The sequence below is a fragment of the Saccharicrinis fermentans DSM 9555 = JCM 21142 genome (assembly GCF_000517085.1).
Taxonomy (GTDB): domain Bacteria; phylum Bacteroidota; class Bacteroidia; order Bacteroidales; family Marinilabiliaceae; genus Saccharicrinis; species Saccharicrinis fermentans.
Genome location: NZ_KI912107.1, coordinates 1014921 through 1029326 on the forward strand (window position 1 = coordinate 1014921; position 14406 = coordinate 1029326).

General features: G+C 36.7%; 7 protein-coding genes. 5 read left to right on the forward strand and 2 right to left on the reverse strand.

What is annotated here, in order from left to right:
• The first annotated feature begins 106 nt into the window (after positions 1-106).
• Complete coding sequence (locus tag CYTFE_RS0104205; protein ID WP_052342981.1) at positions 107-1705, forward strand: sulfatase; 1599 nt, start codon at positions 107-109, stop codon at positions 1703-1705.
• A 93-nt stretch (positions 1706-1798) separates the two neighbouring features.
• A complete protein-coding gene (locus CYTFE_RS24920; RefSeq protein ID WP_044212236.1) occupies positions 1799-3211 on the forward strand; it encodes an arylsulfatase in 1413 nt (470 codons plus the stop codon).
• Between the two features lie 294 nt (positions 3212-3505).
• On the opposite strand, the gene CYTFE_RS0104215 is transcribed toward CYTFE_RS24920, so the two are convergent.
• Both CYTFE_RS0104215 and CYTFE_RS0104220 read right to left on the reverse strand, forming a co-directional pair.
• Positions 3506-5008: a hybrid sensor histidine kinase/response regulator transcription factor gene (locus CYTFE_RS0104215; RefSeq protein ID WP_027470797.1), complete on the reverse strand. Its 1503-nt coding sequence runs from the start codon at positions 5006-5008 to the stop codon at positions 3506-3508.
• Positions 4935-7667, reverse strand: a complete 2733-nt coding sequence (locus CYTFE_RS0104220; RefSeq protein WP_027470798.1) for a ligand-binding sensor domain-containing protein — start codon at positions 7665-7667, stop codon at positions 4935-4937. Before CYTFE_RS0104220 ends, CYTFE_RS0104215 begins: the two co-directional genes overlap by 74 nt.
• 393 nt (positions 7668-8060) lie before the next feature.
• Here CYTFE_RS0104220 and CYTFE_RS0104225 point away from each other — a divergent pair, with 393 nt between their 5' ends.
• From CYTFE_RS0104225 to CYTFE_RS0104235, 3 genes are all read left to right on the forward strand, one after another.
• Positions 8061-9500: a hypothetical protein gene (locus tag CYTFE_RS0104225; protein ID WP_052342982.1), complete on the forward strand. Its 1440-nt coding sequence runs from the start codon at positions 8061-8063 to the stop codon at positions 9498-9500.
• 74 nt (positions 9501-9574) lie between these two features.
• Positions 9575-12619: a SusC/RagA family TonB-linked outer membrane protein gene (locus CYTFE_RS0104230; protein WP_027470800.1), complete on the forward strand. Its 3045-nt coding sequence runs from the start codon at positions 9575-9577 to the stop codon at positions 12617-12619.
• Positions 12620-12653: 34 nt separating this feature from the next.
• Positions 12654-14264: a RagB/SusD family nutrient uptake outer membrane protein gene (locus CYTFE_RS0104235; RefSeq protein WP_027470801.1), complete on the forward strand. Its 1611-nt coding sequence runs from the start codon at positions 12654-12656 to the stop codon at positions 14262-14264.
• The last annotated feature ends 142 nt before the right edge of the window (positions 14265-14406 follow it).

A 14406-nucleotide genomic window follows, 5' to 3' on the forward strand; every position in this document is an offset into this window, starting at 1 on the left:
TTAAAAATAAAAATTAACATGAAGTGAGCCATGATAGGCTATTTCTCACAGGGAGAAATGTCTTCGGGGCGAGTTTCATGTGATTATTAAAAGAAAAATTATAAACATGAAAAAAGTAATCTTTTTTTTGCCCGTCATTGTTCTTATTTTATTTTCCTGTCAAAATAAGCAACAAAAAGAATCTGAGCAAAGTAATTCACAACAGAAGAAACCCAATATTCTTTTTATATTGGTGGATGACTATGGTTATACAGACTGTGGTGTTATGGGTAGTCAGTATTATGAGACCCCTAATGTTGACCGTATTGCCAATGAAGGAACCCTTTTTACCGATGGATATGCCGCTTGTTCGGTATGTAGTCCTTCACGAGCAAGTATCATGAGTGGTAAATTTACTGCGCGCCATGGGATTACGGATTGGATTGGGGCTAAAACAGGAGAGGCATGGAGTAAAAGAGGAAGGGCAACGCAACTATTGCCCCCGGAATACAAACATAGTTTGGCATTGGAATATACCACCTTACCAGAAGCTTTGAAAGAAGCTGGTTATAAGACTTTCTTTGCTGGGAAATGGCATATTGGAGAAAAAGGTTCATGGCCTGAAGATCATGGTTTTGATATTAATATAGGTGGATGGGATGCAGGTAGTCCTTCTGGAGGATATTTTGCTCCTTATAAGAATCCAAATCTAAAAAGCGGTCCGGATGGAGAAAATCTTTCAATGCGTCTGGCCAGAGAAACAGCAAACTTTATAAAAAATAATAAGGATACTGCATTTTTTGCTTATCTGTCTTTTTATGCAGTGCATGGACCTATCCAGACGAGTCAAGGAAAGTGGGCTAAATATCGTGATAAAGCAGAGGCTATGGGTATTGCTCCTAAGGCCTTTAAAATGGGGCATTTTTTACCCATGCGACAAACACAAGATAACCCTATTTATGGTGGTTTAGTGGAAACAATGGATGATGCTGTTGGAGTCGTTCTTAAGGCGCTGGATGATTTAGGATTGGATGATAATACCATTGTTTGCTTTACAGGCGATAATGGAGGTGTTGTGGCTGGAGATGCTTATGCTACTTCTAATTTACCTTTACGTGGAGGTAAAGGTTATCAGTATGAAGGTGGTATCCGAGAGCCTTTTTTTATTAAAGTGCCGGGAATGGGTAATGGAAAACGATGCAGTACTCCGGTTGTAGGAACTGACTTTTATCCAACGCTCCTTGAATTAGCCGGTGCCGATTTAAAACCAGAGGAGCATGTTGATGGTGTGAGCTTGGTTCCTCTTTTAAAAGGAGAGTCGATTGCTGAACGTCCGCTTATTTGGCATTACCCTCACTATGGAAACCAAGGAGGTGAACCTTCATCCATCATTCGTATAGGAGACTGGAAACTTATTCACTACTATGAAGATGGCCGTGAAGAACTTTATAATCTTAAAGATGATATGGGCGAATCTAATGACCTGGCACAGGAACACAATGCTCGTGTAAAAGAGATGAGTACCAAGCTTTTTGAAATGCTTCACGAAATGGGAGCTCGTTTCCCAGAAAAAGATCCCACATGGACGGCAGAACGAGAAAGAAAAAAACTAGAACAAGTGAAGAAAAAGTTGTTGCCACGACTTGAAAAACAAAGAATGAAGTTTCTATCAAAAGATTTTAACCCTGGTAATGAGTGGTGGGGAAGTATGGTGGTGGAAGATTAAAATAATATTCTTATTGTTTTTCTTAGTGACTTAGCCTACCTGAAATAATAATTGTTTTAAACTATGCTCAAAATATCATTGTTGTCAATATGTATGTCATTTCTAATTTTTGCAGGTTGCAAATCGAAGGAGGTGTCTAAAATGAGTGCTAAACCCAACATTATTTTTATAATGACGGACGATATGGGTTATGCTGATTTAGGTTGTTATGGTCAAACAAAAATCAAAACACCCAATCTGGATAAGATGGCTGCTGAAGGTATTCGTTTTACGAATCACTATGCTGGCTCTACTGTTTGTATGCCATCTCGTGCTAGTTTATTGACTGGCTATGATCAAGGACATGCTTCTGTGCGTGGAAATCCGCTGTGGACCGAAAGTGGTCAACCCGTGAACTTAAAGCCAGGGGAATTGACAGTAGCCAGCGAACTGAAAAGGGCAGGGTATAAAACGGCCGTGATTGGTAAATGGGGGCTTTCGGAAGGTAATAGTAAATTAAATATGCCAGCTGAACATGGTTTTGATTATTTTTTAGGTTACAAAACTCATGGTGATGCGCATCATTATTATTGGGATACCTTGTATAGAAATAATGAACCTTATGTACTAGAGGGGAATGACTTCAAAACTAAAAAAGGGAAGTATACGCATGATATATTTGTAAATGAAGCCTTACATTATATCGAAAAAGAAAAAGATAATCCTTTTTATTTGTATTTGGCATTAACCATTCCTCATCTAGAATTAACAGTGCCCCAAGAATCAAAGGAGCCATACATGAATCTTGGTTGGCCCAAACGTAAGATGAATACAAAGGGACATTATAAAAATGATGAGGAAGGAAATACCACCTATGCTGGTATGATTTCTAGAATGGACAGGGATCTGGGAGTTCTTTTTGAAAAATTAAAAGAGTTTGGGATTGATGATCATACAATCGTGTTTTTTACCAGTGATAATGGTCCTGAATTTGAAAAGAAAGATCGTTTTTTTAACAGTAACGGTGCGTTGCGTGGGGGTAAACGAGAATTGTACGAAGGTGGAATTCGGGTACCTTTAATAGTTCGATATCCATCAAAAATTAAGCCGGGAGCAGTCAGTGAGCATATATCTGCTTTTTGGGATTTTTTGCCAACAGCTTGTCAGTTGGCTGGTGTTGAACCAAGTCGTAAGGATATTAATGGTATTTCTTTTGTGCCTGAGCTGTTTGGACAAAGCACTGAACAAAAAAAACATCATTATTTGTATTGGGAGTTTAATGAGCGTCAAGGGCCCATTCAAGCCATTAGAAAAGATGATTGGAAATTGGTTTATAGGTTGGAAGGTGAACCTGAATTATATAATCTTGCAACGGATTTGGGAGAAACAAATAATTTGGCGCAAAAAGAACCTGCGCAATTAAATGTAATGCTCAATATTCTGAAAAATGCAAGAACGGAACATTCTCAATTCCCTTTGACAACCAGGGAGTTGGCGATAAAGCGAAGAGCTAATTCAAAAAAATAGCGAGGCTCTCCCGTGTGATTTGTTGGTACATAAGAAAGGGAGACTGGTAAGCTAGCAGGATATTTGGCTCAGTGCCAAAAATTGGGTATAAATGTTGCTTATAGTTGTCGTGCAAATATTTTTGTTAATCTGAACAAGAAGAACTTTACATCAACAACACCGCTGAATTGCCTTCTGAAATTATTGCACCCGGATGATGTATTAGAACTTCGTTATGAGAATTAAAAGTGCAATCAATCAAGAACTCGTGGAGATCAGGCATAGCAGATACTATGGTGATTTGAAATAAGTCGTTTACCCATTTCTGTTACTATATTTATGGAAGTTTTGTCTGTATGATGAAGGAGAAATACCATATTCTTTTTTAAAAGTGTGACCAAAATAGCTGATGTCATTAAAACCACATTGTTCTGCAATTTCTGAAATATTTAGTGTCGTTTCTTCAAGTAGCTGAATGGCTCTCAAAAGTCTTATTTTTTTTATAAAGAGATTGGGTGAGAGATTAATGCTGTTGGTTAGTTTTCGGTATAGCATTGATTTGCTAATATTGAGCCCCTTTGCCAGTTCATTTACTCCAAAGTGTGGATCAGAGATATTTTTTTCTACAGTCGTTTTTATCTCATTTAAAAAAATATCTTTCCCTTTGTTAATCGTTTTAGTAAAACGATTGATCGGTGTAGGAACGGACTCAAGCGTAGCTATTTTCTGCTTTATGAGGTTTTGTACTCTAATGAGCAGTGTATTAATATCAATTGGTTTGGCAATGTAGCTATCTGTTCCTGCTTTGTAACATAGGGCTCTTTCACTTTCAGAAGGCTGGCCAGACAATATAATCACTGGGGTTAAAGAGTGACTGAGTGATTTTTTTATTTCCTTACAAAGATCCATTCCGGTAAAAGGTTGTGATGTAAAGGTGTCGCAAATAATCAGATCAGGAGATAGTTTAAAAATGTTTTTTAAGCCTGTTTGTGCATTGCTAAATTCTTTGATGCTAAAAAATGTGGATAGTTGCTGTTTTAATATTCGGCGCAAATCATGATCTGGATCAATGATGATAATAGTGCTTTTTTTATCTGTTTCTTTTGTTAGGTTTTTCAGGTTTACTAATACTTCTTCTTCAATTTCAAGTTTATTTTTTAGATAATTGATATTTTCTTGGGTATTGTTGCTGATAACCGGATTTAAGTCCTGGTAAGCCTTATAGGAGGTTGGTATTTTAAAGGAGATGCTTCTTTCGTTTTTGCTTGTGGAAAATTCTAATTGTCCTCTGTGTAATTCAATCATCTGTTTGGTAATGGCCAAACCAATGTTAATATTTCCCGATAGATGCTCTATTTTATCATGGGTCAACTCGTGGGTTAAATCACTTAATGCCAGATATGTGTGTGTTATTTTGAATGTAGCATAGTCCTCATGGTCTCTGATGGTAGAATAGGCCTGTATATTTATAGATCCTTTTTGAGCAGTGTCCTTTAATGCCAGTGATAACAAATTGTATAAAATGATGTCAAGTTTGTCAGTATCGAACCAGGTTTCATTTTGATTTAGCTGAATATCTTTAGAGAATTGAATCTTTTTTTTGTTCATCAAGAGACTAAAGTTTTCGCATACATTGGAAGTGAAGAGGTCTAGTTTTTCCATTTTAATGTTCAATTCTATTTTTTCAGTATCGGCGGCACTATAATATAAAAATTGTTTGTTAAATCGGATGAGTCTGTTGATGTTACGTTGTGCCAATAGTAAGTCCTGTTGGGGGGGGGGAAGTATGAATATTTCTCCAATTTTCAATATAAACATTGAGTACATTGAGTGGGGTAATAAATTCGTTGGATATATTTGCAAAGAGCTGTTTTTTAAAACTAAGCAGGTTCTCTGATTTTTCATGTTCAATATGTTCAATCTCCAGAGCTCTCATTATTTTATTTGTTTTTCGTTCTTTTAAAATAATGTATAGTAGGGAGGAGAGTATGATGATAAAGTATAGCGTAATGGCCCACCAGGTCTCATAATAGGCTGGATTTACACGGATCCTTAACTGACGCGCTTCTGCTCTCCAAAGGCCATTGTTATTGGAAGCGTTATATTTTAGTGTGTACTCTCCTGGTTTTAAATTAGCATATGTAATCTCTCTGATGGATGCTTTAATGTATCGCCAATCATCGTCAACTCCTTCCAGCATGATGGCATATCGGTTGTTTTCAGGAGAAGCATAGGATAATGCGGAAAAAGCAAACGAGAGTGTATTGTTGGTGTGGTTTAATATGAGAGGGTTGTTGTTAGTGGGCATTTTAATAGTTTGGTTACCCTGTTTGATATTCGTGATGGCCACATGAGGTATGGACGGATTGGGAACGATAGAGTGGGGGAAGAATGCGTTAAATCCTTTATTACCCCCGAGGTAGAGCTTGCCATTTGTGTCTTTGTATATGGCATTTCTGATGAAATTATTATTCAAAAGTTCCGTTGATTTGGGGAATATGGAGTAGGATATGGATTCTTTATTTAGATCAATCCTTACAAGTCCTTGACTTGATGCTACCCAAAGAAAATGGTCATTATCTTCAATGATGCTGAATATGGTTTCTCCAATAATATTATCCACCTCTTTTACAAGCTTGAAATTATTGTTGTTCATTTTTTTCCTTAAGAGCTTGCCTCCTGTGGTTCCTATCCATATTGTCCCATCAGAGCCTTTGTACATGGTGCTTATTTGAGATGAGGTTTTGAATAGTTTGGAAGTGCTGGAATTTAAATTTTCAAATTGTACAGGATAATGGGTTTCGAGTCTCGTTTTTAACTTGTTAATTCCTTTGTCAAATGTTGCGATCCAAAGTTGTTTGTTATCATCCTCAATTATTTTTGAAATCAGGTTACTACTAATGGAGTGGGGGTTATCTTCTTCGTGTGTGTAACGTACGATGCTAAAGTTTTCAAGTTTAATGGGGTAGTGTTTGATGATTTTATAAATTCCTTTTTCTGTCCCTGCCCATATATTACCCAAATGATCCTGAAGCAGATCAACAACAGTCTCGGCATTGAAGTTAAAAACATGATTGTCTTGGTTGATTTCTATGGAATGACCAGTTTTGGGGTCATATTTAATGAGGCCTAGGTATCTGGTTCCAAGCCATAGGTAACCATCACTGTCCCATAAAAAACAATTAATAGTATTTAGTGCTGGATTGAGTTTGTTGTAGGTTGGATGCGAGGTATAGGGAATAAAGCAATTGTCAGTGAACGAATATTCTCCAAAACCATAACCTCTGAGTCCAATTAAAAAATGGCCTTGGGGGTCGATTGTAATAGCTGTTGCAGCTTGACTTAAAAGTTTATTGGTTTCAAGAGGGATAATATATGTATAAAAGTTTTGAGAAAAAGGATTGGTAAGATATACGCCTGTGAGGGTTCCGGCCCAAATAAAGTTATTGTTGTCACATAATATAGAAAATACCTCATATTGAAGGTTGTATGAGGGCTCTGAATCGATGTTTTTGATTAATACTACCTCTGGAGATGCACTTTGGGGCTTTTGTACTTGAATGACTCCATTGGTTGTGCCTAACCATAAATTACCTTTTTTATCTATATCTATGTCGTATATAATATTGTTGTTGTTTAAGTTATTTAATTTGTGTTCTAGGTTTAACTGGTAATCTTGTGCAAGTGAAACACAAACAAGTCCTTTTCCCCATAAGCCAAGCCAATATTTGTTGTTGCTCGTTTCATGTATGGAATAGGGAGTGTGTTCGGAGAATAGCAGATCCTTAGTAATGCCTTGAATTGTTTTGTAGATCCTTTTTTTTTCATTAATAATAATCAGGTTACCTTCCCATGTTGTAATCCAGGTATTTCCTTGACTATCGCAATATATTTTAACGATCCATTCTGAGGACATGTCTATTCTGGAGTCGTTCTTATTGAATTCTTCAAAATGATTGTTTTTTGTGTTTAATTTTAAAACTCCACCACCACCTGTTCCTATCCAAATGTTATCCTCAGCGTCGGTAGCTAGGGTGTTAATTTTATTATAGGATTGTGATTTCCAGTTTTTTTTATTGGTGTTAAAAAATGAAAAGGTTTCATTGTTCTCATCTAGCCTTGCCACTCCATGATCCGTCGCAAACCATAGTGTTCCATCGGTGGTTTGAACAATGTCCGAAAAATTATTTGTGATCAATCCTTGGGTTAGATATTTTGAAGTTGAATATAATTTTAATTCATAACCATCATAACGAATCAGACCTTCTGGTGTGGCAAACCACATATAGCCATTAGATCCTTTAAATACTTTTCTTATTTCTTCTGTAGGTAACCCTTCATTGCCTGATATCATAGAAACTGAATATGTTTCTGAGGGTAATTCATTGTTAGACCAAACTGGAATTGAAATATTCCATGCAATAAGGAACATTATAACTATTTGATGACTATATGATGAGTTATTTATACTTGCCATTGTTTAAGTTTTTAAGACTTTTTTTATAAAAAAATCAAAAATTATTAAAAATAGTATCTGCATGATTCTTAATTATAGATCATTTATGAAAGAATATCTTAAAAAACAATCTTAAATATATGATAATGCATTGATATATAGTATTTAAAGTATGTTTTGAACCTAGGTGCTTTTTATTCTATTTGAATTAAAAGTGATAATAAATGAATCTAAATCACAAAAATTCGACTGAAATATAAGGTTTATTTGTGAATATAAGCGCTTTGATTTGGAAATGATGAAACGAGCCATGGGAATTGTTTCTCACACAGGGGAATGATTAATGTTGGTGAGTTCTAAATGACCACTGAAAGATAAATTTAATCATATGAAAATAAATACATTTTTTAAGTTATGAAGAGAAAACTAAAATTAGGGAAGGTAGGAGTTTTATTAATGGCCGCTCTATTCTTTATGTCATCTTGTGATAGTGATGACGATAAAAAATGGACAGCTACCGTTGATCCTGTTCTGACTTTATCAGCAGATAAAATTCATAGTAAACCAGGAAGGACATTTACTATTGAAGGCCGTATTGAAGATGAAGTTGGTATTAAATCCATATCATTGAAAATTGATGAGTGGTATCTTGATAAAGTAATAGAACTAAATAAGGATGATGCTATTATTAAGGCATATGATCTAAATTATAGTTTTTTGATTCCAGAGAGTGCAGAAGACAAAGAGTTTGAGATTGATGTGGCAGTTACAAACTTAGGAGGACTTATAACATCCAAAACTTTAAAAGTTTTTATGGATGGCGACTTCGTAGATCCGGTGCTTCAAGTAAGTAGTCCGGTAGATGGTTTGACCATTGAACCTACTGAAGAAACTCCTCTTGATCTATTATGTACGATAAGTGATGATCGTCAATTGGGATACCTGATTGTAGAAGAAGAAAACTTGAACTTCTATGATAGTATTTCTTTTGTAGGTATGGGCGTAAGTTTGTATGATTATGCCCAAACAGTGATGTTGCCCGCAGAAAAACAAAGTTATCACTTTAATTTCACAGTAGCCGATAGTGCAGGTTTGTTGGTTACCACAATGCGTACAGTGGAGGCTTCTTTTGTATATCAAAAAATGTATTTGGCCGATGTTGAGACGGATGCAGAACTAGTGTCTGACCTGTTTGGTGTTCCAATGTTGATTGAAACTACTGGGTCTAATACTTTTGTTGCCGAGTATTATTCCGCAGCTGCCAATACCGAAGTGAAGTTTATTCCTCAAACTTCTAGTTTTGATCCGCATTGTTTTGGAATAGATCCTTCAAATAGTGAAAAACTTATTGATTCAAGAGAAGCGCTGCCAATCATTTTACCTGAAGTGGGATATTATCGCATTAACATTGATGTTAATGAGCTAACTTTTAGTGTAGAAAAATTTGTGCCAGATTACTGGTTCTTTGAATCAAAAACGGAGTTCCCTGATGATGATGATTATATTAATAGTACGTGGGTAGGAGAACTTGGAATCGTAGGTAAAGGGTTTCCAGAATATCCTGATCAAAATTGGTCAACAGGTAATCCTGTTACCTTTGATCGTGATCCAGATAACCTTTATCGATTTACAAAAACTTTAGATATGGAAGGTACAGTAGAAATGATATTCCAACCACAACATCCTTGGGGCTGGTGGCCTGATCCATTTTGGAGGTTTGACAGGTCGGTAGATCCAGAAATGACCGTATTAAAAGGCGGTAATAATGTGACTATGGAAGTGCCTTCGCGCATTAGATATACCATTACTTTTGACAGTTATCTTAACAGAGCTAAAGCTGTTAAAGTAGATTGAGAAAAAACAAAATTTCCGGTGCACAATTCACCGGAAATTAGCTTGATACATTAAATAATATTCAATTTATAAGAATGAAACGATTAATATATAATAAGATAGGTTTGTTGACCTTACTTCTATTGATCCCTGTTTTTGGCTTCGCTCAAGAGAAAACCATTAAGGGTAAAATTACGGACGAAACAGGCTATGGAGTCCCTGGGGTTTCTGTTGTTATACAAGGAACGACCAATGGTACTATTACTAACATAGAGGGAGAGTATGTTTTAAACGCCATAGCTGGTGAAACATTGCATGTCAGCTTTATTGGGTATAAATCACAAACGGTAGTTGTGAGTGCATCTGGTTCGGTTTATGATTTTGTTTTAGAAGAAGAATTTATTTCATTGAATGAGGTGGTGGCTATTGGTTATGGTAAAGCCCAGAAGAAGGATCTAACCAGTGCTATTTCGTCTGTAGATGGTGATGCCCTCAAAACAATGAGCGTGGGTAATCCGGTGTCGGCTTTGCAAGGAAAAGCTGCTGGAATACAAGTGGTCTCAGGTAGTGGTGCTCCGGGTAGTGCTCCTAAAGTGCTGATTAGAGGTTTTACATCTGTAACTTTAGGTGCGGAACCTTTGTATGTGGTGGATGGAGTACCCATGGGTACTAATATCAATTTTTTGAATGCGAATGAGATTGAAAGAATGGATGTGTTAAAAGATGCATCGGCATCTGCTATTTATGGTAGTAGGGGTTCCAATGGTGTTATTTTAATTACCACCAAAAAAGGTAAGGATGGTAAAACGAATTTTTCTGCTGATTTGAGCTATGGCGTACAAGTGTTTGAAAAGCCGTATGAAATGGCCGATGCTACTGAGTATGCCCAAATTATGAATCAGTCTTTATTAAATGTGAACCTGGATGCACGTTTTGATGATCCGAGCTCTTTGGGTAAAGGAACCGATTGGTGGGGGGAAGGTGTTAATAAGCTTTCGCCGCAAACAAACTTCTCATTTCAAGCGAATGGGGGTAGTGAAAAATTTAGATATGCCGTTTCTTTAAGTTATTTTGATCAGGAATCATTTTATAATTCGGGAGAATGGGAAAGATTTACCGGAAGAATTTCATTAGACTGGACTTTTTCAGATAAAGTAAAGGCTGGTATAATGATGAATCCTCGTCGAGAAAAATGGGATAACACGCCAAGCTGGTATCAGGATTATTTACTTATTGATCCGATTACACCTATTTATCGACCTGAAGCAGAGCAGGCTGGTTTGAATGAGTATAGTATTTTTCAACGTTCTTACTATACGTATACCTGGAATCCGATTGCCCGAGATGCCCGAAATTTTGGAAATGGGGGTTATTATGCAGCGGCCTCTAATTTATATGTGACATATGAACCTATTGAAAATTTAGAAATTAAGTCGCAAATTAATGGTGATTTTAAATTTAATCATGCAGATGATTTTATACCTGATTTTGTGATTGATGGTGCACATGAATGGAATGCAGTGAATTCTGTTTCCAGAGATTATCAGTTTGATAAATATTGGAACTGGACAAATACAGCCACCTATACATTGAAGAAAGATGCCCACAGCTTAACTACCATGGTGGGGGCTACCCTTGAAAAGTGGAACTATAGCAATATTGAAGGTAGTAAGGAAAATATACCCAACAATTCAGAGTTGTTGAGAGAGCTAGATGCTGCGACAAGTAATGATAAAATTTATGGTAATGAATGGGGAAACTCTATAGAATCATTCTTAGGGCGTGTTTCTTATAATTTTTTAAATAGATATTATTTAACAGGAACTTACCGAATTGATGGTGCCTCAAAATTTTTGGGAGATAATAAATGGGGAGCCTTCCCTTCTCTTTCTGCGGCATGGCGTATTTCCGATGAAACTTTTATGCGTGGTTTCAATTTTTTGGATGATATGAAAATACGTATGGGATGGGGACGTTTGGGTAACCAAGGCCTGGAAAGCGGTCTATTTCTATCAACGCTGAGCACTGGCTATTATGTGATGGGTGATGATGCGTCTGTAGTGAATACTACTGCTCCCAGTTTGTTGGCTAATGAAGATTTAAAGTGGGAAACTGTAGAAGATATTAATATTGGTACTGATGTTACCTTGTTTAATAGTAAAGCAACGGCCTCGGTAGAGTATTTTCAAAAGAAGACCATTGATATGTTATTCGAAATGCCATATCCATACTATAGTGGTTATCCTAATTATTCTTCCATTATGTCTAATATTGGATCAATGAAGTCTTCAGGATGGGAATTGGCTCTGTCGTATCGGGATCATATTGGTGAATTGAATTTTGATGTGACCTTAACAGCGATGACCGGACAGGTAGAGATGACCAAATTGTCAAACACAGCTCCTGTAGTTTATGGCACAGATGAAAAAACGAAAACTGTTGTGGGAGATGAGCCAGGTTATTATTTTGGCTATAAAACCGATGGCTTGTTTCAGAATCAGTATGAGGTGAATTCGCATAGTAGCGATCAGGGTGTTTTGTTACAGCCTTATGCCCAACCTGGTGATATACGTTTTATAGATGTAAATGGAGATGGAGAATTGACCGGTGAGGATCGTACTAAAATTGGTAGTCCATGGCCCGACTTTACAACAGGACTAAATGTTAGTTTGTCATACAAGGGTTTTGACTTTTTGGCCAATGTATATGCCAGTATTGGTAATGATCTGGTGAATGAACTAAAAGATGACTTGTATAGTACTACAGCTTCAGAAAGTAATGTGAAGTCAGGTTTACTTAATACTGCATGGCATGGCGAGGGTACCAGTAATAGTATACCGCGCGTGTCGCATGTGGATAATAATCAAAATTATACCCGATTTAGTGATTTTTATGTGGAAGATGGTTCTTTTTTACGTTTAAAAAATCTTCAGCTGGGTTACACCATACCTCAAAGTTTATCGGAAAAAGCAGGTTTAAGCAGGTGTAGAGTGTATGTGTCAGGACAAAATCTGTTAACAGTAACAAATTATCAAGGTGTAGAGCCTGAGGTGGGTGGTAACGCACTGAATACCGGATTTGGTGGATGGACCTACCCTGTGTTGCCAACTTATTTGGTAGGATTAAATATTAACTTTTAATCGAACATTCAATTATTGATTAAACTGAGAAATAATGAAGAGAAATAAATATATATATCTTATAGCAGTTCTTTTGGGAGTGTTTACATCTTGCGAAGATTTTATAGATATAGACAGCAGAGGAAAACAAACTGTTGACAACTATTTTCAAACAAATGACGAATGTGAGGCCTATGTAAATGGCTTATACCAAAGCTTAACTTTTTATAGCGACTGGTGGAAACAATATTTGTTCTTAGCCAATAATATGGCTAGTGATGATGCATGGATGGGAAACCTAAGTCAAGATCCTGGTGATGCATATCCTTTTGCTCACTATACCATTGAAGCTTCTAATGCACCTGCAAAATTAGCCGACCATTATGTGCATGAATATTACCATATAAACAATTGTAATATAGCGCTGAAAAGTATACCCTCTTCACCTATTGAAGATGAGGATAAAGAAAGATATATCGCTGAAGTAAAGTTTTTAAGGGCCTTTACCTACTGGGAGCTCATACAAAATTTTGGGGATGTGGTTTTGATGACAGAGCCGTTGGGTACTTCGAGTTTAAATAAAACACGTTCTCCAAAGGCTGATGTGTATGCGCAAGTTGTACTAGATCTTCAGGAGGCAGCAAATGTTCTTCCATCTAGGTTTGCCGGATCAGATGTTGGACGAGTGACAAAATATGCTTGTCATGCTTTATTGGCGCGTACTTTTTTGTATATGAAAGAGTATGATAAAGCTTATGCCCATGCCGATACTGTGATCCGTTTTGGAGGTTATGCTTTGGAACCAAATTTTGTGGATATATGGAGTGTGTATAATCACAATGGTCAAGAGTCTATATTTGAAGTGCAAACAAGTGGTAATCAGGATTATTCGGTTGGAAATATGTTTTCTGTTGTGATGAATGCACGTTCCGAAATTTGGTCCAGTGATGAAGAAGATAAGATTATGGATGGTTGGGGTTGGTGTGTTCCTTCTTCTCATCTCGAAAATGCCTTTATTTCTGAAGGTGATGATGTGAGAAGAAAAAGTACCATTATACGTTACGGTGAACCTGTTTATGGTGATGAGGAATTAAATCCTAATTATCAGTATAATATAGATATCAATAAATCGGGCAGAACCTGGAGGAAGTTCTATGTACCTATTGCTATGCGCCAGTCGCTCGCTAAAAAGGATGGACATATTCCTTTGCCATTTGTCTTGCTTCGCTTGGGAGAGATGTATTTAACAAGAGCAGAAGCCGCTTATTTTAACGGAGAGATGAACCAGGCACATAGTGATATAAATACTATACGTAGTCGTGTTGGCTTGGGTAATAAAGATGATCTTACAGGGAATGATTTATTATATGCTATCTGGAAGGAAAGAAGATTGGAAATGGCATGTGAAGGTCAGCGTTTGTTCGATTTGCGTCGTCAAGTAGATCCTGTAACGAATAAGCCTATGATTGACTTAGCGATGGGACCTGAAGGTTACTTTGTAAAGTATAATACAGAGGAAAGTACGGATGAATATGAAACCATTCATCCTAAAGAGAGCCAGGACAAGGGAAGCTATTTTATAGAAGGTAGGCATGAGTTGTGGCCTATCCCACAGTCAGAAATTGATCGTAGTAATGGAGTGATATCTCAAAATCCAAATTATTAACATATTGCATTAACGGTTGGGTCTGTATGCAGACCCAACCTTATTCATCATTATATCCATTGGAAATTTTAGTGTAAGTAAGTGTCTTAAATTTAGTCTGTAAGCTTGTTAACTTTGCGTTTCTTTGGCAGGTTCTTCGTAT

What these genes read in the sequence shown, in the direction of transcription:
- CYTFE_RS0104205 (WP_052342981.1), top strand. Translation starts at nt 107, where the DNA reads ATGAAAAAAGTAATCTTTTTTTTGCCCGTCATTGTTCTTATTTTATTT.
- CYTFE_RS0104230 (WP_027470800.1), top strand. Translation starts at nt 9,575, where the DNA reads ATGAAACGATTAATATATAATAAGATAGGTTTGTTGACCTTACTTCTA.
- CYTFE_RS0104235 (WP_027470801.1), top strand. Translation starts at nt 12,654, where the DNA reads ATGAAGAGAAATAAATATATATATCTTATAGCAGTTCTTTTGGGAGTG.
- CYTFE_RS0104215 (WP_027470797.1), bottom strand. Translation starts at nt 5,008, where the DNA reads ATGTTTATATTGAAAATTGGAGAAATATTCATACTTCCCCCCCCCCAA.
- CYTFE_RS24920 (WP_044212236.1), top strand. Translation starts at nt 1,799, where the DNA reads ATGTCATTTCTAATTTTTGCAGGTTGCAAATCGAAGGAGGTGTCTAAA.
- CYTFE_RS0104220 (WP_027470798.1), bottom strand. Translation starts at nt 7,667, where the DNA reads ATGGCAAGTATAAATAACTCATCATATAGTCATCAAATAGTTATAATG.
- CYTFE_RS0104225 (WP_052342982.1), top strand. Translation starts at nt 8,061, where the DNA reads ATGAAGAGAAAACTAAAATTAGGGAAGGTAGGAGTTTTATTAATGGCC.